The following is a 25,312-nucleotide window of genomic DNA, read 5'->3' on the forward strand; positions in this document are numbered from 1 at the left end:
ATGCGCAGGTTCCACCGTCTATTCAATGTCCCGGATGATTTCGAGCGTCCCGCCCCGCACCCGGTGGAATCGAAAGAGCGCTTCTACCAGGCAATCATCGGCGGCTTCAAGAAGATCATGCAGGCCCAGGGCTTGCAGTTCTACGTCAACGGCGCTGAGAATGTCCCCACCGAGGACGGCGCGCTGTTCGTGATCAACCACACCGGCTACTACGACTTCATCATCGCCGGTATCGGCCCGCACCTGCGCGGCAACCGCCTCGTGCGGTTCATGGCGAAAAAAGAGGTCTTCGATATGAAGATCGTCGGTGCGCTCATGCGCGGCATGAAGCACGTCCCGGTCGACCGTGCGGCTGGCGCGGCATCCATCGTTGAGGCCACGAAGTGGCTGCGCAGCGGCGGTTTCGTCGGCATTTTCCCCGAATCGACGATCTCGCGCTCCTTCGAGCTCGCCGAGTTCAAGACAGGGGCTGCACGCATTGCCCACGAGGCCGGCGTGCCGATGATCCCGACGGTGATCTGGGGCTCCCAACGCCTGTTGACCAAGGGCCTGAAGAAGAACCTCGGCCGCTCGCACACCCCGATCATCGTTTCCTACGGTGAGCCCGTGACCGCGACCGGCGATCCCGAGCGTGATACGCAGCGCGTCAAAGACGCCATGCAAGGGCTTCTCGACGCCAACCGGGACGAGTACGAGGACCGTTTCGGCCCGTTCCCGGGCGGTCAGGCCTGGATGCCGGCCTCCCGCGGCGGTTCTGCTCCCACGCTGAAGGAAGCGAATGAAATTTTGGCCCGTGAGCGCGAAGAGAAGCGCAAGCGGAAAGAGGCCAAGCAGGAAAAGCAGGCAAAAGGCAGTTCCTGATGAATACGCCCCAGGGATACCGCGCTGACAGCCACGTTTTCTTAGTCCCAGAAGACGCCCCGGTCACACCGGTGCAGCCCGGGTGGCGCCGCGAGCACATGTACCGGCTGATCAAGACCACGGTGGCGACGGTGCTGCGCTTGCAGGGCGCGCGGTTCTACGTCCACGGCCTGGAGCATGTGCCTGCCAAAGGGCCCGCGATCGTGGCAGGCAACCACATCGGCTACTACGACTTCATCTCCGGGGCACTGCCCGGCCTGCTGCGCGGACGCCGTCCGACGCGGTACATGGCCAAAAAGGAACTGTTCGACCACTGGTTCATGGGCCCTGTGTCCCGCGCAGTGGGCCACGTGGAGGTCGACCGGTCGCTCGGCGCTGCCAGTGTTGACGAAGCAGTGCGCCGGTTAGGGGAGGGCGAGCTCATCGGCATCTTCCCGGAAGGAACGTTGTCCGAAACGCTGGAGCTGACCCGCTTCAAAACTGGTGCGGCCCGCATCGCCCAAGCCTCCGGCGCTCCTCTGATTCCCGCGGCCACATGGGGCACGCAGAAATTCTGGGTGAAAAGCGGCCGCAAGGAAATGGGGCGTGCGCACCTGCCCGTGGTCACGGTCATCGGTGAACCGGTGGATGTCTCAGGCACGGCGGAGGAGGCGACGGAGCGGCTGAAAGGGGCCGTCGATAAGCTGCTGATTGAAGCGCGGAAGCTGTACGCCGAGCTTGAAACTGGGAGGTAGAACGTGGTGGCGCCGAAGCTGATCGTGAGCGATATCGACGGCACGTTGCTGGACAGCAATGGTCGCGTGAGCCCCCGTCTGCGTGACGCGCTGGCTCGTGCCGTGCGCGCTGGGACGAAGGTCGCGCTGGCTACGGGCCGTCCGCACAGGTGGCTGGCGCCGGTGCTCGACCAGCTGCCGTTCACCCCGATGTGCGTCTGTGCGAACGGCGCGGTGGTCTACGACCCGTCGCGCGATGACGTGCTGCACCGCCACGAACTGGACCCCGAGACTCTCGCGGACCTCGCGAACACAGCGATAGACGTGCTTGCGGGCCACACCGACTACGGCTTCGGCGTCGAGCGCGTCGGCGATTCGGCTTTCGACCCGGAAGACCAGTGCTTTTTGATCACCCCTGGTTACAGCACGGATTTGTGGGATATCGGATACGGCGTCGTCGGTGTCGACGAACTCGTGTCCGTGCCCGCCGCGAAAATTCTCGTGCGCCACAAAGCGATGACCTCTGCCGAGCTATTCGACCTCATCGCTCCGGCTGTGGACCCCGCGCGTGCGCACGTTACCTATTCGATGAATGACGGTCTGATTGAGATCAGCGCGCCGGGCATCAACAAAGCAGCTGGTGTGTCGATCGTGGCCACTGAGCTGGGCATCGACCCATCCGATGTCGTGGCATTTGGCGACATGCCCAACGACATCGAAATGCTCGCGTGGGCTGGAATGGGCGTGGCGATGGGAAACGCTGCGCCGATCGTGCACGACGCCGCCGATGCGACCACCGCGTCGAACGATGATTTCGGTCTCGCCCGAGTCATCGAGCAATGGTTCTAGCCCGTACGGTTAAATAGCCCCATGCCGTTCATCGCCGCCATCGACCAAGGCACAACGTCGACCCGCTGCTACATCACCACCGCCGAGGGCGACGTGGTGGGCACCGCGCAATTCGAGCACGAGCAGATCATGCCGCGTGAAGGGTGGGTCGAGCACGACCCACGGCAGATTTGGCGCAATACGCGGCGCGCGCTTTCAGAGGCGCTTGTCGACGCCGACTTGGAGCTCGAAGACGTCGACGCCGTCGGCCTGACCAACCAGCGTGAAACCGCTGTGATCTGGGATAAACGGACCGGCCGGCCGATCTACAACGCGATCTGCTGGCAGGACACCCGCACCGAGGAATTCGGTCCCGAGGGTGCGCCGAAGGACCGCTACATGCGCAAAGCCGGTCTGCTGGCCAACTCGTACCCGGCGGGGCCGAAGTGGGCGTGGATCCTGGACAATGTCGAGGGCGCCCGCGAGCGCGCGGAGAAGGGTGAGCTGCTCGCCGGCACGGTGGACACATGGCTGATCTGGAACCTCACCGGCGGTGCGCACAGCAGCAAGAAGGGCGGGATGTTCGACCTATTTACTTCCCGCAGCCGCGTGCAGCACGTCACCGATGTCACGAATGCGTCGCGCACGCTGCTCATGGATCTAAAGACCCTGGACTGGGACGAGAAACTGTGCAAAGAGATCGGCGTGCCCCGCGCGATCCTGCCGGAGATTCGTCCCAGCTTCGGGTCTTTCGGTGCGATGCGCCGCAAGAAGGGCACGCGTGATGTGCCGATCACCGGTGTGCTCGGCGATCAGCAGGCCGCGCTGTTCGGCCAGGGCTGCCTGGGCGAAGGCGAAGCGAAGATGACGTACGGCACCGGCCTGTTCATGCTGCTCAACACCGGCGACGAGGCGCAGTTCTCCGATCACGGCTTGCTCACCACCGTCGCGTACCAGGAGGCGGGCAAGCCGCCGGTCTACGCCCTGGAAGGCTCCGTCGCCGTCGGCGGTTCGCTCATTCAGTGGCTGCGTGACCAGCTGGGGATCTTGAAATCCTCCGCTGAATCGGAAACACTCGCTTCGCAGGTCGACGACTCAGCAGGAGTCGTCATCGTTCCCGCCTTCTCCGGTCTGTTCGCCCCACGCTGGCGCCCCGATGCCCGCGGCGTGATCACCGGCATCACCCGGTTCACCGATCGCCGCCACATCGCCCGCGCAGCTCTCGACGCGACCTGCCTGCAGACGGTCGAGGTCGTTCGTGCGATGGAAGCCGATTCCGGGATCACGGTGGACAGTTTGCGTGTCGACGGAGGTATGACCGGCAACGACCTGCTCATGCAGATGCAGGCCGATGCTCTCGGTGCCAATGTGGTCCGCCCGGACAATATGGAGACCACCGTGATGGGTGCCGCGAGCGCCGCATGCGTTGGCGCCGGTTTCGCGGACAAACCGCTGAGCCTCGGCGGGGAAACGACCTGGGAAAGCAAAATGGCCGGCCCCGATCGGGACCGGCTCATCGCGCAGTGGGAAGAAGCGGTTTCCCGCTCCCTCGACCTCGCCTAATTACTTCTCGACGTTCACGTCCACGTTGCCGGTGTTCGCCGAGTAGGTGATGTTGCCGCGTTCGAATTCGATGCGGGCGTCACCATTATTCGCCGCGCCGTCACTCTTGACGGGGCGACCCAGCGGACCCAAATCCATGCCCTGCTTGAGCCACGCGTTGGCGACCTTCTCCGGCATGACGATCTCCTCACCGTCACCGGTCAGGATCGCGATGCCCTTCTCGAAGAAACCGTACTGGTCGCCACCCACGCCCTGGATAACTCCGTCGAGCTTGCCCAGCGTCGGCTCGAGCTTGCCCCAGGTGTCCTTGGCTTCCTCGCTGCCGACCAGGTTGACGACCTGGCCCACCACGGGGCGCATGCTGCTCAGCGTCATGCCGGGCAGGATCTCAAGGTTCGCGATGTGCTGTACCTGGCTCGGCAGCATGTCGTTCGCGGCCGCTGCCAGCAGCAGCGCACCGGCGACGGTGCCGACAGCAGCGGCAATCGCCGTCGGGTCACCCGAGAGAACCTTCTCGAAGGAGATCTCGCTCGAGGTCTTAGTCAGGTTGTTGATCGTGGTCGTCGATCCGTCCTCATTCGCGACAGTCCCAGTGGTGTTCGAATCAGACGTGTTCGAGTCAGAAGTGTTCGAGTCAGTGGTGTTCGAATCAGTCGAGTCATTCGAGTCGCTGCTCGGCTGCGACGGCTGCCACGGCGACGTGCTGCCGCCGTTGGTCTTGTCGTACTTTTCTTTGGCGTATCGGCGGATGGTGTCCATCTGCGCGTAGAGGTTGTCGCCCGGACAATCGTTGTAGTGGAAGTCGCGGTGGGCGTTGATATTCGGGAACGTCTTGCCCTGGCCAGCCCCGTACTTGGAGCCGGGGAAGCTGAAGTTAGCCTGCAGGTAAGAGCTGCCGGTCGGGTCGAATTTGGCCACTGCGGCCTTCCAACCGATGATCTCGCCCATGGCGCGCAGCGCGTCCTGGCTCGGGGTGGCCGAGTTGTAGTCGCCCATCATGGACACACCGAAGGTGTGCTGGTTGAAGGCGCCGACGTGCGCGCCTTCAACGGCGCGGTCCAGGCCGCCTGCGCGGCCTTCGTAGATATTGCCGTACTTGTCCACCAGCGCGTTGTAGCCGATGTCGCCCCAGCCGCGGGTCACGGCGTGGTACTGCCAGATGCCGCGGACGACGCCCGGCGCCTGTGCCGACGAGTAGTTATTGGAGCCCGCGGTGTGGTGCACAGTCGCGGCCTTGACCGGCTCGGTGTAGGTCGGGTTGCTGCTGCGGCCAGCGCCCCAAGAAGAACGGGAGACAACGCGCGGCATGCCGTTGGCGTTGGACTGCGCCGGCGCGATCTCACCGTCGACCGTGCCCTCGCCGCCGTTGATGAACACAGCTTCAAGATCATCAGCACTGGTTGGCTGCGCATCCGCCGGAGCTTCCTCTGCTTCCGGTGCGGCCGGGGCTTCCTCCGGCAGTTCCTCAACATCTGCGACAGGTGCGATGTCGCCGAGGTTGGACGGCAGCGCGCGAGGCACATCGCCAATTGCTGCCGGGGTACCCGGATCCGGGACGGTCGGCAGGTCGACGACCTCGGAGCTCGGCAGGGCTTCGTCGTCAAGCGCCGGCTCTTCCGGCACGTCCGGGATCTCGTCCTGGTCGGTGACGGTCTCGGCCATGTCGAGGTTCGTCTCGCCTAGGTCGACGTTGGCGGTGGAGACCTGGATCTTCTTCGTCGGTTCGACGTAGATCGGCTCGGTGCCCTGGACCTCGGTTCCTTCCGGGCCGGGCTCGGGGTCCATGCGGTACCACTCCGACCACGTGCCGTCGGCACGCTGCGCGCGGACGTACGCCGCGATGTCGCGCTCGCCTTTCCACGTGAGGCCGAAGATGGAGAATTCCTCGTCGCGGGTGAATTCCTTCACCGTGCGGGGCTCGTCGCCCTCGCCCTGTGTCGCGATGGCTGCGTCCTGCACCACGACGTTTTCGCCGTCGCCGAAGGAAGCAGACGAGCTGGTGACATTCACCTCGCCGCCGCCCACGTCTTGGGTCTTGAGGATCTCGTTGCCGCCGAATGCGCCTGCGGCGACAAGCGCGACGGAGGTGACGGCCGCGAGGACCGGGGTCTTCCTGGCAGAAGACGGATTCAGCCGACGTCGTTGTTTCACGGTGAACGCTCCTGAGTAAATAGTGACAGCTGTGACTAATCTAGATCCTATGCGACGAATGTGAAAACTGTGGTCAATGTGATTCTATGGCGTGTCGCGTGTGCGCCATCCACCACCGACCGCGCCCCGCTAGCCTTGGGCCTATGACTTATGACCTCATCGTCGTCGGATCCGGGTTCTTCGGCCTCACCATTGCCGAGCAAGCAGCGAGCGAATTGGGCAAGCGTGTTCTTGTCGTCGAAAAGCGTGCCCACATCGGTGGCAACGCGTACTCCGAAGCTGAACCCGAAACCGGCATTGAGGTCCACAAATACGGTGCCCACCTCTTCCACACCTCGAATGACCGCGTGTGGGAGTACGTCAACCGCTTCACCGATTTCACCGACTACCAGCACCGCGTGTTCGCCATGCACGACGGAACGGCATACCAGTTCCCGATGGGCTTGGGCCTGATCAACCAGTTCTTCGGCCGCTACTACAGCCCCGACGAGGCCAAGGCGCTCATCGAGGAACAGCGCGAGGGCAAGGACCCGGCCGAGGCCACCAACCTGGAAGAGCGTGGCATCGCCCTGATCGGCAAGCCGCTCTACGAGGCCTTCGTCAAGCACTACACCGCCAAGCAGTGGCAGACCGACCCGACCGACCTGCCGCCGGAAATCATCTCCCGCCTACCGGTGCGCTACACCTTCAACAACCGCTACTTCAACGACAAGTACGAAGGCCTGCCCGTTGACGGCTACGCCGCCTGGCTGGAGAAGATGGCCGATTCCGACCTCATCGACGTCAAGCTCGAGACCGACTGGTTCGACGTCCGCGACGAGCTGCGCGCCGAGAGCCCCGATGCCCCGGTCGTCTACACCGGCCCGCTCGACCGCTACTTCGACTATTCCGAGGGCCGCCTCGGCTGGCGCACCCTCGACTTCGAGCAGGAAGTCCTCGACACCGGCGATTTCCAGGGCACTCCGGTGATGAACTACAACGATGCGGACGTCCCATACACCCGCATCCACGAGTTCCGCCACTTCCACCCGGAGCGCGACTACGGCGACGACAAGACCGTCATCGTCAAGGAATACTCCCGCTTCGCCGAGGACGACGACGAGGTCTACTACCCGATCAACACGCCCGAGGATCGCTCGAAGCTAGAAGCTTATCGACGTCTCGCCGCCGCCGAATCCCGCGACAGCAAGGTCCTGTTCGGTGGCCGTCTTGGCACCTACCAGTACCTGGACATGCACATGGCCATCGGCGCAGCCCTGTCCGTCTTCGACAACCACGTCCGCACTTACTTCGAGGACGGCAAGCCCATCGACCAGCCGCGCGGGCACTAGCGCTAGAGCATTTTTGCTAAACGACGGTTCACCCTAAGCCAATTTCCCAAACGCCAAGCAAACCGTTTTCAAAACGCCAAGCAATCCTTTTTCAAAACGCCAACCTGGTTCTACTAGCTGCTACGATATGGATCCATGGCTGGCGAGTATCTACCGCGTCTTGCAGATGGCGAATTGGAGAGGGCGCTCCGTCGGCAGGGCGGGGTGCTGATTCAGGGTCCGAAAGGTTGCGGGAAGACGGAGACGGCGAAGCGGCAAGCTGCGAGTTTCCTCAACGTGGAGACGGATCCCAGTGTCTCACTTGCCATGGATACGGACCCGCGGCTGTTGTTAGAGGGCGCGACGCCGCGCCTGATCGATGAATGGCAGCTGCAACCGCGCCTCTGGGATTTCGCGCGGCACTCGATTGATGAGCGTCGGGCGAAAGGGCAGTTCATTTTCACCGGTTCCACGGCACCCGGGGCGGACGCGACGAGCCACTCGGGCGCGGGCCGGTTCGCCCGTATGACTATGTCGACGATGACTTTATTTGAGACCGGGGAGTCCGACGGGTCGGTTTCTCTTGCCGCGGTGGTCGCTGGTGACCCGTTGCCGTTCTCTGTGCCCGCACTGACGCTGCCGGAACTTGCTGAAAGGGTATGCCGAGGCGGATTGCCGTACAACGTTGGGCTTCCGCTTGGCGATGCATTGGACAACGTCCGGGATTACATCCAAACCGTTGCGGACGTGGACATCCACACTGTTGGAGGGGTGAATCGTGACTCGGAGCGCGTGAGGCGGACGATCCGTTCGCTGGCTCGCGGCGTCGGCACGGAGTTAGAGCTGCAAACCATTGCGACCGATTCCGATTCCTCGCGTGAAACGACAAGGGACTATCTCAGCGCACTGGCGAGCATTTTCGTCTCCGTAGATCAGCCTGCGTGGTTCACGCACCTCCGCTCGAAGGCGACGCTGCGGAAGTCACCAAAGCGCCACCTCGCAGACCCCTCCTTCGCCATGGCTGCACTCGACCGCGGTCCGGAGCACCTGCTGCGCGATCCCGCCTACTTCGGCCAGCTCTTTGAGTCCCTCGTAGTTCACGAACTGAGAGCGCTCACGGGCCGGACCGTCTATCACGCCCGGTTGAACACGAAATTAGAGGTAGACGCGGTCGCGAACGTCGGCGGTCGGGACGTGCTCGTTGAGGTGAAGCTCGGCTACAGTCCCGAGGTAATCGATCACGCCGCCGACACGCTCAAACGGTTCGCTGGCCAGCTAGGGGACGATCCGGCGTTGGTGGTCATCACTTCTGGTGGCCCGGCCATCCGACGCAACGATGGCGTCACGGTGATCCCGATCGGGGCGCTGGGACCGTAGCAATGGCGCGCGGCGCACCGCAGCTTAGAAGGGAGGTAAGCCAAGTGTGGCCTTTAGCTGCCGCAGCTGTTGCCTTGAAAAGGTCTAAGCGGTTATCGCGCTTTTTTGCGTTTCGGAGGTGCCCAAGGAGAAAACGTCACGCGATTGCAGGGATGCCCACTCTTTACTATCTCTTACTATCTTTACTATTTTTACTATTTGGCTCTGCCGGTGCGAGGCTTATGTCAGCGCGTGCCTGCCCGCGGCCTCCGGTTCAACAACTGCGTCCGGCTCGCAATGGCCTTTGAAGATCTGCACTGCACCCCACGCCGCGACGATGAGCGGCAGTGCGATGAACATGAATGCCGGCATGTGCGTGACCATTTCGTCGAGCATTGCGTTGCCCGTCGCTAGGCACAGCGGGTTGGCTACGGTGAACAGCAGTGCAGGACGGTGACCGGCCAGTGTATGGGGGAGTGCGGACTGCGCACCGATCAGCCGCGTGGGCACTAGGGGTTAGCGGATAGCGCCCACGCTGTTGACGACCATGTAGATGCCGACAATCGCCGCGACCCAGAGGAGCGTCACCTTGGCCTCGTACTGAAGGCGGGGAATGGCCTTCTCGAGGCGAGGGAAGAATCTCTGTCCCGCAACGAGCGCGATCGCCGCCAAGATCACGGTCGGCGCGATCATGACCCCGCAGTACGCGGCGATGGCTGCTACCTGTCCTGCCATCGGGGTGTCCCAGTCGCTGATGATTCCCATCGCCGCGATATAAGGCAGCATGGTCGCCGCTTCCGTCAGGGAGGCGCCCAGCCCCAAGATGATCATCTTGGGCAGGCTGGTTTGGATGGGCTTGTTCAGCTGCTTCGGTAGCTCGCCCGGAGCAGGTTTGACCGGGTTGGGTGCGAAGATCCCGAAGATGGCGAGAATTGCTCCCAGTACGAGGGTGATCCAGGGGAAGACGGGCGTGTCGGTGATGCGTTCTACGTACGAGCCGAGGCCAGTGAAGCCGAGGAGCATGGCGACTCCAAGGGCGAAATACACCGCCGCGACGGTGAGCAGGTAGGCAGCGAGCGCGGGCACGCGCACGTTTCGCCACATGAGGATGAGTGCAAGAGGGATGACGAGCGTGCCGATGCTCAAGCTGTCGAGCAGAGCCAAACCGGCGAGCGGAAGGAGGGACTGCATGGCGGGAACCTTCTTTATCGTACGATCGTAAGGGACTCTTACGAACGTACGACAGGCTAGGCTTGTGTGCAACCATGAATGACTTTTCGCTGGACCATCAGTTCTCAGAATCGGCTGCTGCCGTAGCGGATGCGACCATCAGGATCATCGCGTCACGCGGCCTCGACGCGGTCAGTGTGCGCGAAGTGGCTAAGGAGTCCGGATTCGCCGCGGGATCCGTGCAGTACCACGCCCCGAATAAAGAGATCCTGCTGGCTCACGCGTTCATTCGCTCTTTTCAGCGGCAAAACGCCCGCGTGGTCGGGGCGCAAGTGCCCAACGATGAGTTCGAGGCCTGGGTTGTGCGGCTTTCTGAACTTCTCCCCCTCGGTGGCGAGCGCCTTGAGGATGCGGCGATCTGGGTCACTTACGGTTCGGCCTCGGCAACGCGTGACTGGATAGCTGAGCTTTACGGCCAGGTGCTTCACGATTTCCAGCATTCGGTTGTAGAGGCGCTAGGCGGCAAGGAACATGCCGAGCGTAAGTCGCGGCTGATCACGGCACTGGTGAACGGCTTGACTATTGACAACCTGGGAGCTCCTGAGTCAGAGGCAGATCGTGTTGTCGGCGACCTCCGCGAAGGCCTTCGCTTGATTCTCGGCGGCTAGCTTCCTTGTGTTGCCGAAAAGCATTCGCGCACGCGAGATGAGATACAGGCAATCGTCGAAATGCAGCAAGGCTGCCGTGGGTGGTGCTACAACCCAGCTGATGCTGACTCCGTGCTTAGCGAGTTGGACCGCAAACTCTCCGGTTCAACAACCGCTTCTGGCTCGCTCCTATCTTTGAAGATCTGCACCGTCCCCCACGCCGCGACGATGAGCGGCAGCGTCATGAACATGAAGCCCGGCATGTGCGTGACCATTTCATCGATCGTGGCGTGGCCGGTGGCGGGCCAGAGCGGATTGGCCACGGTGAACAGCAGCGCCAAGACAGTGACCGGCCAGTGCATGGGGGAGTGTGGGCGGCACACGGTGAGCACGAACGGGATGAACCAGATCGCGTAGTAATTCTGCATCAACCCGCTGACCATGAAGCCGCCGGCGAAACACACAGCGATCGCCGTGAAGCTGAACATCACCGGGTCGGCTTCCTTCCAGCGCCAGAGCGTGACGACGGCCGCCAGCGTCCCCACGAGCGTCAACACCGTCAGCGCCATCTCCGTCGCATCCGACCAACCGTGCACGATGGCGAGCCCGCCGATGGAACCGTTGAACCGGGGGCGGGGTTCGCTCAAATAGGGGACGAGGTTGGTGAAAAACAGCTCGGGCTCGGCAATCGTGAACCAGCCGATCGCGAATGTGACGATCGAGACCAGCGCTGCCACAGCGACGACGGCGACTTGCGCGAACGCCAACGACACGATGAAAAGGACGCCGAACTGCGGCTTGATCGACACCGCGATGCCGGCCACGATGCCAGCGGCCCACGCTTCCGGGCGGTTGAAGTGCCCCTTCCACCCGACACCTTTTTCGCGCAGGCGCAACGAAAGCCACACGAACAGCACCTCGAGCAGCAGCATGAAGCCGTTGATATTGGTCAGTGCCAACGTGAACTGGACAGGCTCCGGGGTGATGAAGAAGAAGGACACAGTGAGCGGGAACGCGATGTGGAACCAGCGGCGGGAGACCATCCACGACGCCAATGCGATCGCGCCGATGATCGAAGCCGCGCCCAAATAGGCCATCACGGCTCGGGCCATGGACTCAGTGGGGAACAACGCGACCGGTGAGATCAGGACGGTGCCCGCCGGACTGTAGAGATAGTGCGGCATATCGATGGTGTAGTCCGAGTTGAATACCGGCTCGCCCGCCCAGTATTTATTCGCCGCCGTCCAGATCGGCGTGAAGTCCGTTCCCGGATTTGTCAGCGGGAACATGAACGCCGAACGGAGCAGTACGAAACCCATCAGCGTGTAGAGCAGTGGGATTGCGATTCGGTGAACCGGTGCGCTCGCGGCCTCGGTGGCGCGACGGGTCGTAGGGGAGTCGTCGATAAGCACAGCCGGGAGATTAGCACGCCGAAATAGAACAACGAGCCCCGCAAAATGACCATAAGGTTAACAGCAGTGTTCATTTTGAAGTCCTTAAATGAACAAGTCATGAACGCGGCTTCCGCGGCAACACTCGACTTATTTTTATTCACGCAGAAGTACCTGCGTATGACACCCTTATTTGTTTGTGCGTCATCAATGCTTGTTGTCCACCAACCATCTGCTAAAGTTAACGTCAGGTTAACTACGGGCGAGAGCTCGAGACCTTGCCCCGGGGTTCCCCTCGGGTGCACCTTCAATTTCATGGCAATCAGCAATACGAAAGGAGGATGCCATGATCGCAATCAACAACATTTCCAAGGACCTGCACGCTCGGTTCGACGAGGAGCTCGGCGCACACATCGTCGAGACGATCTTCCGCGACACCCTGAGCGAGCACCTGCAGCGGGCGAACGTGACCGATTGGGTTCCCGTGCTCGCCGGCCGCGATACAGCTGAAAAGCTCTCGCGCTTCGCAGACGGCACCCTCGATACCGGTGACTTCTCCGGATCCCTGGTTGCCGCATAAAGCGATCCGAATCTGCCCTGTCCCAGGAATGCCCTGGTGCGGGGCTTTTTCGTATTATCCATTGACAGGCCCGCCCGCGGAATCGGAGGCCGAGTCAACGTCGACCCACTCCTATCGCTTTGGGTGCGGCTTCACCGAGTTGTAGCGGTGAGTAATGGAGTGATTGTCCGGGACGGAATCCGAGCTATCGCGCTTGAAGAAGTGGATCTGGTGCCTGTGCCGCTCTCATTCACGCCCGACGCTACTAAATATGGGTCAATGCGGATACCGATGCACCTTCCTGTGCTCGAACCAGGCCCAAATCAAAGAAGCCAAGAACAACAGTGGCGTAATCCATGCCAGACGATGCCACCAATGTGCTCCAAAGTATGATTCATCAGCACTTATTCCTGCTAGATAATTGATTACAAGCGTTGCGATGAACAGCACTACAACGGCAGTAACGCTCCACCAGTAGGCTGCGCTTTTCTGTTTACGCATCATTGCCATCCTCCTAAATACATGTTTGCTGTTTTAGCGCGGGTTTGTGTGGTTAGTCGTCTCCCCCACCCGGATTACATCGTTCGGCTGATTTCCAACATCAGGGCACCGTGGCGCTCACGCACGCCAGCCCTTTTTTGAACATGATGACCCCTTTTCCAGATTTCCAAGATGTCCGGCTCGTCACCGGCTTACCTCAAACCTACGACGAATGAAAGTGGCAAGGAGCTGCAAGATCCAGCGGGTGACCCGCTAAACCCGCAGTGTTTTATTTCACCCCGCTACGCACTCCGAAACCGGAAGAGCCGTTTTAGTCGGTTTTACGGTCTCGGCCCCGCGCGCCGGGGGAGTGCATTTCTGGCCCAGCTATTAACGTTGAGTCCGTGACTGAGATGAAAGCCGTGGATGTCCTGCAACGCATTCTGCTGCCCCGAAAGGGTGAGCCGCACGATGTGCGGATGCTCTACCTGATCGAGTCGGAGCAGAACACGAAGAGGGCGAGCTGGCCCGACCGGACGCGGGTGACCGTGCCGGAAGGGGCGGAGGTCTCGTTCCAGACGTACTTCAATGCGTTCCCGGCGAGCTATTGGCGTCGCTGGTCGCAGCTGGACACGGTGGTGCTGGCCATGGATGTTGAGGGAGCGGCGACGATCTCGGTGTACCGCTCCAAGCACGACGGTGTGCGCATCGCGGTGACCAACGTGGAGGCGCAGGACGAGCGGGTGGAGATCCCGCTGAAGCTGGCCAATTTCGAGGACGGCGGTTGGCTGTGGTTCGACATCAACGCTGAGTCGGACGCGACGATCGCGAATGCGGGCTGGTGCTCGCCGCAGGAACCGGATCCGCAGGTGCTGCCGGACGGGACGACGATCGAACCGTCGGAAAAGAAGGTCGCGGTGGGCATCCCGACGTTCAACCGCCCGCGCGACGCGGTCAACGCGCTGCATGTGCTGGCGGAAGATCCGCTGGTGCTTGGCGCGATCACGGATGTGCTCATGCCGGACCAGGGCAACCAGCACCCGGCGGACGAGCCGGACTTCGCGGAGGCAGAGGAGAACCTCGGCGGCCGGTTGAAGATCTTCAGCCAGGGCAACCTCGGCGGCTCGGGCGGCTACTCCCGCATCATGTACGAGGCACTGCACCAGACGGATGCGCCGTTCATTCTGTACATGGACGACGACATCGCCATTGAGCCGGATTCGATCCTGCGTGCGGTGCAGGCGGCACGCTATGCAAAGAGCCCCATCCTGGTGGGCGGGCAGATGCTCAACCTCCAGGACCGCAGCCAGCTGCGCACCTCGGGCGAGCAGGTCAAGCGCGCGGACTTCATGTGGGGAGCGGCGCCGCACGCGGTGTACGACCACGACTTCGCCAAGTACCCGCTCGGCTACGTGGGCACGGAGGAAGAGGACCTCGACCCGCGCAAGACCACGTCGCGCCCGCTGCACCGGCGCATCGACGTCGAGTTCAACGGTTGGTGGATGTGCCTCTTCCCGCGCGTGGTCGCGGAGCAGATGGGTCTGCCGCTTCCGCTGTTCATCAAGTGGGACGACACGGAGTACTCGCTGCGCGCAGGAAAAGCAGGCTTTCCGACGGTCACCTGGCCCGGCGCCGCAATCTGGCACATGGCCTGGGCAGATAAGGACGACGCGATTGACTGGCAGGCGTATTTCCACATGCGCAACCGCCTGATCGTTGCGTCGATGTACCTGGACGGCGAGCCGAATGGCCTGCTCAGGTCCATGCTGCGCTCGAGCTACAAGCACTTCATGTGCATGGAGTACTCGACGATGGCGATCCAGATCGAGGCGATCAAGGACTTCCTCGCGGGGCCGGATCAGCTCTTCGACATTCTCGAGTCCTCCCTGCCGCGCATCCAGGGGGTGCGCAAAGACTACTCAGACGCGCAGATCATCGAGTCGGCTTCGGATCTGCCGGCGCCGACGGGCGCGCCGGGCGTGCCCACGAACAAGCTCGGCGGACGGTTGGCCAAGGTCAAGAAACTCCCGTGGGCAGTGAAGTCGCTGCTGCACATGCGCAAGGACGAAGACCGCGCGCATTGGGAGGCGCCGCAGCTCAACCTCACGGCCGAGGAAGCACGCTGGTACACGCTCTCGCGCGTGGATTCGGCGACGGTGTCTACGGCGGGCGGCACGGGCGTGGCGTTCCGCAAGCGCGACAAGCAGCTCGCGCATGACCTGATGGCTGAAACGCGCGCCCTGCACAAGCAGATCAAGGAGCGGTGGCCGGAGCTCACCCACGCGTACCGGGAGGCGAAACCGCAGCTGACCAGCCACGAGAACTGGGAGAAGATCTTCAATGAGCAATAAGAACTCGTGGGATAGCAAGGAAGCGGAAGTCCTCGAGCGCATTCAGGGCGCGCTTTTCGACGCTCCGTGCGTTCTCCCCGCCGCACGCGGCATGAGCCACTTTGGCGAGCATGCCCTGGGGTGGATGGGGATCGCGGGGGCGGGCGCGGCCGTCGATAAGCAAAGGCGGCGCAAATGGCTCGCCATGGGTGCGGGTGCTTTCACCTCTCATGCGGCGTCGGTGGTGCTCAAGCGCATTGTCCGGCGGCGCCGGCCCGATGATCCGCGGGTGAAAATCGGTGTGGGAACTCCGTCGAAGATGAGTTTCCCTTCCTCGCACGCGACGTCGACAAGCGCTGCGATGGTTCATCTTGCCGACATCACCGGGTCGAAACTTCCGTACGTCGGAATTCCAATTATGATGACCTCCCGCATGGTCCTGGGGGTGCATTACCCCACGGACACCCTGGCCGGCGCGCTGCTCGGTATCGGGGTGGCACGAGCCGCAATCAACATTGAGAGGCGAACAGCGTGACACAGCCTGTAGACGAGCCGTTTCTGAAGTCCGAGCCCCACACCGAGGGCGTCGATTACAACCGGAAGAAGACGGCTCCGAAGAACCTGCCGGATGCGATGATCAAAGGCCTGCGGCCGAAGCAGTGGGTCAAAAACGTCCTGGTGCTCGCCGCGCCGCTGGCCGCGGGGGCGGATTCGTTCACGTCGCGCACCTTCATCGATATCGCGCTGGCGTTCATCGTGTTCTGCTTCGGCGCGTCCTCGATCTACCTGGTCAACGACGCGCGCGATGTCGACGCGGACCGCGAGCACCCCACGAAGCGCTTCCGCCCGATCGCCTCGGGCATGCTGCCGATCAACCTCGCGTATGTCATGGCCGTTGTGCTCATCGCGCTCGCGATCGGCCTGTCGTTCTTGGCTACGGACGGGCGCGCGCTGGCCACGGTTGTCGGCGTGTACATCTTGCTGCAGCTCGGCTACTGCTTCGGCTGGAAGCACATCCCGGTGATCGACATCGCCTTGGTGTCGTCGGGCTTCATGCTGCGCGCGATGGCCGGCGGCGTGGCGGCGGGAATCGACCTCTCGCAGTGGTTCCTGCTGGTCGCGGCATTTGGCTCGCTATTCATGGCGTCCGGTAAGCGCTACGCGGAGCTGCTGCTGGCGGAGCGCACGGGCGCGAAAATCCGCAAGTCCCTGCAGGGCTACACGCAGACGTACCTGCGTTTCGTGTGGACGCTGTCCGCGACAGCCGTGGTCATGTCGTACGCGCTGTGGGGCTTCACGCTTAGCGACGGGGTCGAGGAAGGTCAGGGCCTGTGGTACCAGATTTCCATGGTGCCGTTCATCATCGCGATCCTGCGCTACGCCGCAGAGGTGGATAGCGGCAACGGCGGGGCGCCGGACGAGATCGCGCTCGAGGACCGCGTCCTGCAGGCGCTCGCCCTGCTGTGGATCCTCGCGATCGTGATGGCTGTCTACGTCGCGCCTGCGATGGGTTAATATATCGCGCATGGAAAAACGCGCCCGCATATCGCTGCTTGTATCGGCAGTTCTTGCGGGCGTTTTTGCATTTGTGGGCGGGTGGGCCCGCCGCTGGATCAGCGATGATGGCCTGATCGTGCTGCGCACGGTGCGCAATATCCTGGCAGGCAACGGCCCAGTCTTCAATATCGGCGAGCGCGTGGAAACGAACACGTCGACGCTGTGGCAGTACCTGATTGTGGCATTCAGTTGGGTACCTGGCCTGCGCCTCGAGGACGTGGCCATGTGGCTGGCGCTTGTGCTGACCGTGATCGGCGTGGTTTCGGCGACGATGGGGTCGGGCACACTGTGGCAGCGCGTGCACCCAGGGCAGGTCGCGCCGTTCGGCGTGCTCATCTACTTGGCGCTGCCGCCGGCACGGGACTTCGCCACCTCCGGTTTGGAATGGGGACTGTCCCTGGCCTGGATCGGTGTGTGGTGGGCGCTGCTGGTCAAGTGGTCGGCCGGCGGGCGGGCCGAACTGTGGCTTGCATTCTGGTCCGGGCTGTCGTGGTTGGTCAGGCCCGAACTGGCGCTGTACGGCGGCATCACCGGGATCGTGCTGCTCGCGACGGCGCGAACAGATTGGAAGCGGATCGGCCTGATTCTGGCGGCGGCATTGCCGGTGCCGGCTGCCTACCAGATCTTCCGCATGGGCTATTACGGCCTGCTCACCCCGCACACTGCCGTGGCGAAGTCGGCATCTGGTGCTCATTGGGGTACTGGTGCAGGCTACGTGTGGGACACGGTCAGCCCGTATGCGCTGTGGGCACCGGTGATCGTCGCTGTCGGGCTCGGCATCTACTGGGCGCTGCGTTTGTCCTCGCGGGAGAAGCTCGTGGCGGCGGTCGCGGTCGGCTGTGGTCTGCTGCACCTGCTCTATGTCGTGCGGGTCGGCGGCGACTTCATGCACGGCCGCATGGTGCTTCTGCCACTATTCGCGATGCTGTTGCCGGTCGCGGTGGTGCCGCTAACTCTGGTGGGCGGCATCTGTACTGCGGCCCTGGCGCTGTGGGCGGGCATCGTGGTCGCGCGTGGTCATGAGCTGGGTTTCGAACCGTTCGAGGCGGGCCCGGAGAATCTGACCATCGTCGACGAGCGGGAGTTCTGGACGGCGGTGCTGCTGCGCGAGTCGGGCGATCCGCCACGGTATAAAGAGGACTTCCTAGCCAGCGACCTGATGAACGGGTGGACGGAAGGCGTCGAAGACGCCGAAGCCAAGAATGCGGGTGCGCTCGCGATCATTCTGAAGCAGAAGGACCCGTTCGTCTACGACTGGGTGGCGCTGGATCGCGTGGAGAAGGATTCGGATCTGCAGAATATCGCGCCCACGGCCTACCTGATCAACCTGGGAATGATCAGCGCGAATGCCGACTTGGAGATGCGCGTGCTTGACGATGTCGGGCTGGCAACCCCGCTTGCGGCACGCCAACCGCGCATCGAGGACGGCCGGATCGGCCACGACAAACAGTTGCCGGGGCACTGGAAATTCGCGGACACGGCGGTGGACGTGGAGGGGCTGCTGGGGAACGACGACGATAAGCAGAAAGTGCGTGAAGCGCGCGCGGCGTTGCGCACGCCTGAGGTCGCTGAACTGCTGGCTACCTCGCGCGAGCCGATGAGCGCCGAACGATTCATGGCGAATATGAAATTCGCGCTGACGAAGGGGCGCACCCTGGAAATCGCCTCGGACCCGGCTGTGTACCTCGATGAGGAAACGAAAGCTCGCATTGCGCGCGGCGAAGACGTCGGTCTATCTGGACAGCGAGTTGCCTGGCCAGCGGACTAGTAGAGTTAAGATTCAGAGATTGATAACATCACGGTAACGCTTTGCGATACACCTGTGTGTAATCCTGAAAATCTTTGACTTATCTGATTGGTGGACACATGAACGCGACTAAGTCTCTCCGTCGTTCGCTGCTGGCCCTGCTCATGGCGCTCGCCGCAGCAATGACGTTGATGGTGGCGACTCCGGAAGGGGCCAAGGCTGCCGATAACCGCGGCTGGCTGCGCCGCGATGCCACCGGACACTGCACCTGGGATCCGGTCAAGTACTGGGTCCAGCGCTGCGATGTGTACTCGCCGGCGATGAAGCGCACCATCCCGGTGCAGATCGTGCCGGCCGCACGTGGCGGTAATGCGGGCCTGTACCTGCTCGACGGTCTCCGCGCGACGGAAAAGACCAACGCATGGGTCAATGACGTCAACGCTGCTGCGGTGTACGCGAACTCTAACATCACGCTGGTCATGCCGGTCGGCGGTGAGGGCTCCTTCTACGCCGACTGGGCGTATGACCCGAAGTACGGCGAAGGCAAGCCGTACCTGTGGGAGACCTTCCTGACCCGTGAGCTGCCGGGCTACCTGCAGCGTCAGTTCGGTGTTTCGCCGTCCAATAACTCCATCATCGGCCTGTCCATGGGCGGCACGGCGGCAATGAACTTGGCGGCCAAGCACCCGAACCAGTTCCGTCAGGTCCTGTCCTTCTCCGGTTACCTGACCACCACGTTGCCGGGCATGCAGACCTTGCTGCGTCTGTCGCTGCTCGACGCGGGCGGCTACAACCTGAACGCGATGTACGGTTCCCTGCTCAACCCGAACCGTTTCGCCAATGACCCGTTCCTGAACATGGGCGGCCTGCGCAACAGCGACGTGTACGTCTCCGCCGGCTCCGGCACCCCGGGCGCGGTCGATGCGAAGTACCTGCCGCAGCACCGCGCTGCGGGCATGGCGCTCGAGTTCGGTTCGATGGTGTCCACCCGCGTCTGGGAGGCGAAGGCGCGTGCGCAGGGTCTGCGCGTCACCTCCGACTACCCGGCGCAGGGTCTGCACAACTGGGACCAGTTCGGCAGCCAGCTGCACAAGACGAAGGGCCGCGTGCTCACGCACATGAACGCGTGGTAAATCGCCGCTAGATTCACCCTGGGTGACGGTGACTGCAGATACAGCTGTGGTCATTGTTTCCCAGGGTTTTTCTGTGTTTACGGCGTGTCCCTGCGGTAAAGTCTCAAGTGAAACTTAAACTTCATCACGAAGACCGGGCCCGGCCTGGGGGAGGGGAACCCCCGGGGCGGAGCGCCCGTTAGTCCGCCATACCGTCAAGCAATAAAAGGGCTCTCTAACATGCGCTTTACACCCCGACGTTCTCCCCGCAAGGTCACCAAAGGCCAGTTGCTCGCAGTCGCCGCAGTTCCCACAGCTCTCGCTGTCGGGGTAGCAGTCGTGCCGGCTGTCGCGCAGAACGGCTCCTCCGATCTGTCCAGCTCCCTGTCCTCTGGCCGAGGCATCTCTGACGGCCTGCGTCCGTCCGATCCGCCGCCGCGCACGCCGATCGAGGTTGACGAGCACCCGCAGATCGAAGGTCTGCCCGAGGGCGTGTCCGTCGACCGCATTGAGTGGCTGACGCAGCGCCGCGTCGCCGTGTTCATCAATTCTCCGTCGATGCCGGAGAAGCCGATCCAGGTGCAGATCCTTTTGGCCCGCGACTGGCACTCCAACCCGCAGGCGAAATTCCCCGAGGTGTGGGCGCTCGACGGCCTGCGCGCACGTGAGGACGATTCCGGCTGGACCATCGAGACCAATATCGAGCAGTTCTACGCTGACAAGAACGTCAACGTCATTCTTCCGGTCGGCGGCGAGTCCTCCTTCTACTCCGACTGGCAGAAGCCCAATAACGGTAAGAACTACAAGTGGGAGACCTTCCTGACCAAGGAGCTCGTGCCGCTGCTGAACAACCAGTACCGTTCCAACGGCAAGCGTGGCGTCGTCGGTCTGTCCATGGGCGGCACCGCCGCAGTCAACCTGGCGGAGCGCAACCCGCACCTGTTCAACTTCGTCGGTTCCTTCTCCGGCTACCTGGACACCACCACCACCGGCATGCCGCTGGCTATCAAGGCGGCTCAGAAGGATGCTGGCGGCTACGACTCCGAGGCGATGTGGGGCCCGCTGGGCTCCCAGGACTGGGTCGACCACGATCCGAAGCTGGGCATCGAGAACCTCAAGGGCAAGACCGTCTACGTCTCCGCCGGCTCCGGCCAGGACGACTACGGCCAGCCGGGTTCCGTTGCCACCGGCCCGGCAGTGCCGGCTGGTGTGGGCCTGGAGGTCATCTCCCGCATGTCCACTCAGACCTTCGAGCGCTACGCGAAGAAGGCGGGCGTGCCGATCATCACGCGGTACCGCCCGTCCGGTGTTCACGCCTGGGATTACTGGCAGTTCGAGATGACCCAGGCATGGCCGCACATCGCCGATGCCCTCGAGGTCTCCGAGATCGACCGTGGAGCAGACTGTGCGCCGGTCGGCGCCATCGCTGAGGCAACCAAGAACGGTGTGATCGGCAGCTGCGTCACCAACGAGTACGACGTTGCCGGCGGCAAGGGCAAGGCCGAGGAATTCCGTGGCGGCACCGCATTCTGGTCCCCGGAGACCGGGGCGCAGGTCCTGTTCGGTGCCATCCTGGCCAAGTACAACGCACTTGGCGGCCCGGCTGGCTGGCTCGGCTTCCCGAAGACCGGCGAGCTGAAAACCCCGGACGGCAAGGGACGCTTCGTCCACTTCGAGCACGGTTCCGTCTACTGGACCCCGGACACGGGCGCGCAGGCGATCCCGGGCGATATGTTCGCAGCATGGGGCAAGTCCGGTTACGAGGCGGGCTCCCTGGGCTACCCAGTCGAGGAGGCCAAGCCGGCGGACGGCGGCTACGTCCAGAAATTCGAGAAGGGCTACCTGACCCGCAACCCGGAGAAGGACGGTAAGACCGACCACTTCTTCGTGTTCGGTGCCATCGGCGCCAAGTACGGCGAGATGGGCGGTGCCCGCTCCGACTTGGGCTTCCCGAAGGACAACGAGAAGAAGATCAAGGGCGGCTTCTTCCAGGAATTCGAGAAGGGCAATATCTACTGGTCGCCGAAGACCGGTGCCCACGTGATCTACCACGGTGAGATCTTCGACCACTGGGGCAAGAACGGCTGGGAGCAGGGCAAGTTCGGTTGGCCGACCTCCGATATGAAGGAGATCCCGACCGGCGGCCTGACCATCTCCTTCGAGAACGGCACCCTGGACCAGATCTTCGGCCAGGTCCGCGAGCGGAAGAACTAAACGGTATGCGCAAAACAGCGATTGCAGCGCTCCTTTCGGCGGCGGGGCTCACCCTCGCCGCATGCGGGGGCGCGACTGTGGACAGCGACGACGTGACGGAGACTCAGTCTCCGGCGGCGCCGAGTTCCGCGGAAGAGACGACCACTGCGACGAGCAAGGAAGCATCGACTGAGTCCAGTTCCTCAGCACCTGCCGCGCCGGCCGACGACCCGGCGGCGGGCGAGGGAGCGGCGAGCGAGGTGGAGAACACCCCCGACGCCGCACCGATGCGCCCGGAGAAGGACGAAGCATTCCTGGAAGCTCTACGCGAAGGCGGAGTCAACGTCGAGGGAAATGAGGAGCAACTGGTAGGTACGGCTCGTACTATTTGCGACGGAAGTACCGTCACGCGTGACGCCGTGGCCGGGCAGCTCGTCGAGCAGCAGGCTACGGACATGGACGTCGAAGAGCTGTCCGAGCTCATCGAGACCGCGGCACGCGATAACCTCTGCTAAGCAGCTAGAAGGAGGGCCGCACGCTCGTGCGTACCCGTAGAGTTCTCACAATCATTGCCGCGCTCGCCGTCCTCGGCGTCATTGCATTCGGCGCGGCCCAATGGCTCGGCACGGGCGATAGCCCGCAAGCGCCTTTTCCTCCCCGCCCGCAGGAGACGAAGGCCAAGGAGCCGGACTGGTGCCCGGCGGTGGAGGTCATCTCCGCGCCGGGCACGTGGGAGTCGTCGAAGGACGATGACCCGTTCGCGCCGCAGGCGAACCCGAAGAGCTTCATGCTGTCCATCACGAAGCCGCTGCAGGAGCAGTACGACATCAACCATGTCCGTGTGTGGACGTTGCCGTACACCGCGCAGTTCAAGAACATCCAGACCTCTCACGGCCGTAAAGAGATGAGCTACGACGACTCGCGCAACGAGGGCACGGACCGGATGAATGCGGAGCTGCGCTTTATCGACGAGACGTGCCCCTCCACCGAGTTCATTCTCGCCGGGTTCTCCCAGGGCGCGGTGATCGTGGGCGATATCGCCAGCGACATCGGCAACCATCGTGGCGTGGTCGCCCCGGAGAAGGTTCGTGGTGCGATCATGATTGCTGATGGACGCCGCGAAAACGGTGTGGGCATCAACCCGGGCAACCCGCTCGGCGGCATCGGTGCGGAGATCGCGCTGCAGCCACTCAACCGCGTCGTTCAGGCGGTCGTGCCGGGCGCGACGATGCGAGGCCCGCGCGACGGCGGCTTCGGGGCACTCAACGACCGCGCGATCGAGATCTGCTCGCCCGCGGACACCGTGTGCGACGCGCCCCAAGACGTGGGCAATGCGCTGGGCCGCGCACGCGAGCTCGTGGAAGCCACGGGCGTGCACGCCATGTACGCATCGAATCCAGACGTGATTCCTGGCTCCACCGCGAGCCAATGGGCCGTAGAGTGGATTCGCGAAAGTATTGACAGCAAAAACTAACTAGAAGCCAAGGAGCGCACACATCATGGATCTCGAGCAGCTGCTCTACCAGTTCTACGACGACGACAAGATCGATCTGCCGCCGGAACTGTCCCTGTTCCAGCTGTGCGAGATGCTCTACCAGGGCAGCGCCGAGATGGGCACCGGCGAGGTGCACCAGCTGCGCTACTGGGACTTCTCTTCAGACCGCGATGGCGTGGCCGTGGACTACACGCGCGACGAGGTGATCACCCGCATCAAGGCGGTGGCGGCGCGCCTGCAGCAGACCGGGCAGCCGAGCGACCGCGTGGCCATCATGGCGGCGAATTCGCCGGAGTACATTTTCGCTTTCATGGGCGCGATCTACGCTGGCCAGGTGCCGGTGCCGCTGTACGACCCGAATGAGCCGGGCCACGGCGAGCAGCTCACCGCGGTGCTTGCGGATTCGAAGGCGGCGGCGGTGCTGACCAATAATGCCGGTGCCAAGGCGACTCGCGCATTCTTCGCAGAGGTGCCGCGCGCGGAGCGCCCGCGCATCCTCGTCGTCGACGCGCTGCCGGATTCGCTGGCTGAGTCCTGGACCGCGCCGGATGAACCCGTCGACGGCGACGCCGTCGACGAGGTCGCGTTCCTGCAGTACACCTCCGGTTCGACGCGTCTGCCGGCGGGCGTGGTGCTCACTCACCGTGCGATTTTGACCAATGTGCTGCAGATTTACGACGCGGTGGAGCTGAAGATGCCGCTGCGCCTGTCCACGTGGCTGCCGCTGCACCACGACATGGGCATTATCCTCACTGTCTTCGTCACGATCATGGGCATCGAATTCGAGCTCATGGGTCCGCGCGATTTCATTCAGCAGCCGAAGCGCTGGGTCGACCAGATCACCAAACGCGAGCAAGACGAAGAGGACGAGACCTTCATCTACACCGTCGTGCCTAACTTCGCGCTCGACCTCGCCGCACGCTACGCGGCACCGGAAAACCCGGACGATTACGACCTCTCCGGGCTCGACGGCCTGCTCGTCGGTTCCGAGCCGGTGACGAAGGCAGCGGTGGAGAGCTTCGTGGACGCCTTCGGCCCCTCCAAACTGGACCCGCAGGTCATCCGCCCGTCCTACGGCCTGGCAGAGGCGACGCTGATTGTCTCCACGCCGCAGACCGAGGAGCGCCCGCTGTTCAAGAGCTTCGACCGCGAGGAGATCGGCGCAGGCCGCATCGTAGAAACAGAAGACGGCATCCCGTTCGCCTCCAACGGTCAGCCGGTGCCGGACATGCGTTATGCCATCGTCGACCCTGAGACCCACGAGGAGGTCGAGGAGGGAGCGATCGGCGAGCTCTGGCTGCACGGCGACAACGTCGCGGCCGGCTACGAGGGGCGCGAGGACGACACCAAGCAGACCTTCGGCAACACCTTGCGCGGTGAGGAGGGATGGTTGGCCACGGGCGACCTCGTTGCCTTCTACCAGGGTCATCTCTATATCACCGGCCGTATCAAGGATCTGGTCGTCATTGCGGGCCGCAACCACTACCCGCAGGACATCGAAGCCACCGTCATGGAGGCATCCGACCACGTGCGGCCCGATTCGGTGGCGGCGTTCGCGGTGCCAGGAGAGGACGTCGAAAAGCTTGTTCTGCTCGTTGAGCGCGTCGAGAGTGCCGACGAGGCCGCCGACGCCCTCGCCGAGGACGCGATTCGCGGCGCGGTGACGAATAAGCACGGCATCAGCCCGGACGTGGTCCGTTTCTACGCGCCGAACGAGATCGCGCGTTCCAGCTCTGGCAAGATTGCTCGCGTGGTCAATCGCGGGAAGTTCCTGCAAGAAAACTAACGCGTTAACGCGTCGACCGCGGTGCCCGATAGATAGGCAGTAGGAATCAATCGATCGAGAAAA

21 protein-coding genes are annotated in these 25,312 nt (G+C 63.0%); 17 read left to right on the plus strand and 4 right to left on the minus strand.

Annotated features, from left to right (window positions below; translation table 11 throughout):
• Genes J5Y21_RS08635 through glpK form a run of 4 tightly spaced genes read left to right on the plus strand, consistent with a single transcriptional unit; the run spans position 1 to position 3,965 of the window.
• Entirely contained in the window at positions 1-861 is an 861-nt protein-coding gene (locus J5Y21_RS08635) for a lysophospholipid acyltransferase family protein (protein WP_210574482.1), read from the plus strand.
• Entirely contained in the window at positions 861-1,595 is a 735-nt protein-coding gene (locus tag J5Y21_RS08640; RefSeq protein ID WP_210574484.1) for a lysophospholipid acyltransferase family protein, read from the plus strand. The genes J5Y21_RS08635 and J5Y21_RS08640 overlap by 1 nt, the downstream gene beginning before the upstream one ends.
• A gap of 6 nt (positions 1,596-1,601) precedes the next feature.
• Entirely contained in the window at positions 1,602-2,423 is an 822-nt protein-coding gene (locus J5Y21_RS08645) for an HAD family hydrolase (protein WP_210574576.1), read from the plus strand.
• Between the two features lie 21 nt (positions 2,424-2,444).
• The gene (glpK, locus tag J5Y21_RS08650) at positions 2,445-3,965 is read left to right on the plus strand and encodes a glycerol kinase GlpK (protein WP_210574486.1); all 1,521 of its coding nucleotides are present in this window, start codon (positions 2,445-2,447) and stop codon (positions 3,963-3,965) included.
• Here glpK and J5Y21_RS08655 read toward each other — a convergent pair whose 3' ends face one another.
• Positions 3,966-6,116: an N-acetylmuramoyl-L-alanine amidase gene (locus J5Y21_RS08655; protein ID WP_349236977.1), complete on the minus strand. Its 2,151-nt coding sequence runs from the start codon at positions 6,114-6,116 to the stop codon at positions 3,966-3,968. It abuts the gene before it with no gap.
• A 143-nt stretch (positions 6,117-6,259) separates the two neighbouring features.
• Between J5Y21_RS08655 and glf the strand changes: the two genes are divergently transcribed.
• Together glf and J5Y21_RS08665 are read left to right on the plus strand one after the other, a co-directional pair.
• Positions 6,260-7,447 (plus strand): UDP-galactopyranose mutase, encoded by a 1,188-nt coding sequence (gene glf / locus J5Y21_RS08660; RefSeq protein ID WP_210574493.1) that lies wholly within the window; start codon positions 6,260-6,262, stop codon positions 7,445-7,447.
• 135 nt (positions 7,448-7,582) lie between these two features.
• Positions 7,583-8,803, plus strand: coding sequence for a DUF4143 domain-containing protein (locus tag J5Y21_RS08665; protein WP_210574495.1), 1,221 nt, complete (start codon positions 7,583-7,585; stop codon positions 8,801-8,803).
• Positions 8,804-9,022: 219 nt separating this feature from the next.
• On the opposite strand, the gene J5Y21_RS08670 is transcribed toward J5Y21_RS08665, so the two are convergent.
• Together J5Y21_RS08670 and J5Y21_RS08675 are read right to left on the minus strand one after the other, a co-directional pair.
• Positions 9,023-9,292, minus strand: coding sequence for a hypothetical protein (locus tag J5Y21_RS08670; RefSeq protein ID WP_210574497.1), 270 nt, complete (start codon positions 9,290-9,292; stop codon positions 9,023-9,025).
• Positions 9,293-9,298: 6 nt separating this feature from the next.
• Positions 9,299-9,973 (minus strand): GAP family protein, encoded by a 675-nt coding sequence (locus tag J5Y21_RS08675; RefSeq protein ID WP_210574503.1) that lies wholly within the window; start codon positions 9,971-9,973, stop codon positions 9,299-9,301.
• Between the two features lie 74 nt (positions 9,974-10,047).
• Here J5Y21_RS08675 and J5Y21_RS08680 point away from each other — a divergent pair, with 74 nt between their 5' ends.
• On the plus strand, positions 10,048-10,620 hold the full coding sequence (locus J5Y21_RS08680) for a TetR/AcrR family transcriptional regulator (protein ID WP_210574506.1): 573 nt from the start codon (positions 10,048-10,050) through the stop codon (positions 10,618-10,620).
• An 86-nt stretch (positions 10,621-10,706) separates the two neighbouring features.
• Here the strand turns inward: J5Y21_RS08680 and J5Y21_RS08685 are convergent, their stop codons facing one another.
• Positions 10,707-12,011: a glycosyltransferase family 87 protein gene (locus J5Y21_RS08685; RefSeq protein ID WP_210574508.1), complete on the minus strand. Its 1,305-nt coding sequence runs from the start codon at positions 12,009-12,011 to the stop codon at positions 10,707-10,709.
• A gap of 325 nt (positions 12,012-12,336) precedes the next feature.
• Here J5Y21_RS08685 and J5Y21_RS08690 point away from each other — a divergent pair, with 325 nt between their 5' ends.
• The 10 genes from J5Y21_RS08690 (at position 12,337) to J5Y21_RS08735 (ending at position 25,249) form a co-directional block, all read left to right on the plus strand.
• Complete coding sequence (locus J5Y21_RS08690; protein WP_210574509.1) at positions 12,337-12,570, plus strand: hypothetical protein; 234 nt, start codon at positions 12,337-12,339, stop codon at positions 12,568-12,570.
• Positions 12,571-13,442: 872 nt separating this feature from the next.
• Positions 13,443-15,380: a glycosyltransferase gene (locus tag J5Y21_RS08695; RefSeq protein WP_246875105.1), complete on the plus strand. Its 1,938-nt coding sequence runs from the start codon at positions 13,443-13,445 to the stop codon at positions 15,378-15,380.
• Positions 15,370-15,894 carry a phosphatase PAP2 family protein gene (locus tag J5Y21_RS08700; protein ID WP_210574513.1) on the plus strand — a complete coding sequence of 175 codons (525 nt, stop codon included), beginning with the start codon at positions 15,370-15,372 and terminating at the stop codon, positions 15,892-15,894. The genes J5Y21_RS08695 and J5Y21_RS08700 overlap by 11 nt, the downstream gene beginning before the upstream one ends.
• Positions 15,891-16,874 carry a decaprenyl-phosphate phosphoribosyltransferase gene (locus J5Y21_RS08705; protein ID WP_210574515.1) on the plus strand — a complete coding sequence of 328 codons (984 nt, stop codon included), beginning with the start codon at positions 15,891-15,893 and terminating at the stop codon, positions 16,872-16,874. The genes J5Y21_RS08700 and J5Y21_RS08705 overlap by 4 nt, the downstream gene beginning before the upstream one ends.
• Positions 16,875-16,884: 10 nt before the next feature.
• Entirely contained in the window at positions 16,885-18,684 is a 1,800-nt protein-coding gene (locus tag J5Y21_RS08710) for a hypothetical protein (RefSeq protein WP_210574523.1), read from the plus strand.
• Between the two features lie 98 nt (positions 18,685-18,782).
• Positions 18,783-19,796 (plus strand): alpha/beta hydrolase family protein, encoded by a 1,014-nt coding sequence (locus tag J5Y21_RS08715; RefSeq protein WP_210574526.1) that lies wholly within the window; start codon positions 18,783-18,785, stop codon positions 19,794-19,796.
• 219 nt (positions 19,797-20,015) lie between these two features.
• Entirely contained in the window at positions 20,016-21,989 is a 1,974-nt protein-coding gene (locus J5Y21_RS08720; RefSeq protein WP_210574529.1) for an alpha/beta hydrolase-fold protein, read from the plus strand.
• 5 nt (positions 21,990-21,994) lie between these two features.
• Entirely contained in the window at positions 21,995-22,483 is a 489-nt protein-coding gene (locus J5Y21_RS08725; RefSeq protein WP_210574531.1) for a DUF732 domain-containing protein, read from the plus strand.
• A 26-nt stretch (positions 22,484-22,509) separates the two neighbouring features.
• Positions 22,510-23,442 (plus strand): cutinase family protein, encoded by a 933-nt coding sequence (locus J5Y21_RS08730; RefSeq protein WP_210574533.1) that lies wholly within the window; start codon positions 22,510-22,512, stop codon positions 23,440-23,442.
• Between the two features lie 25 nt (positions 23,443-23,467).
• Positions 23,468-25,249, plus strand: coding sequence for a FadD32-like long-chain-fatty-acid--AMP ligase (locus tag J5Y21_RS08735; RefSeq protein WP_210574536.1), 1,782 nt, complete (start codon positions 23,468-23,470; stop codon positions 25,247-25,249).
• Positions 25,250-25,312 lie beyond the last annotated feature (63 nt).

The sequence above is a fragment of the Corynebacterium sp. Marseille-P3884 genome (genome assembly GCF_017942225.1).
GTDB lineage: Bacteria > Actinomycetota > Actinomycetes > Mycobacteriales > Mycobacteriaceae > Corynebacterium.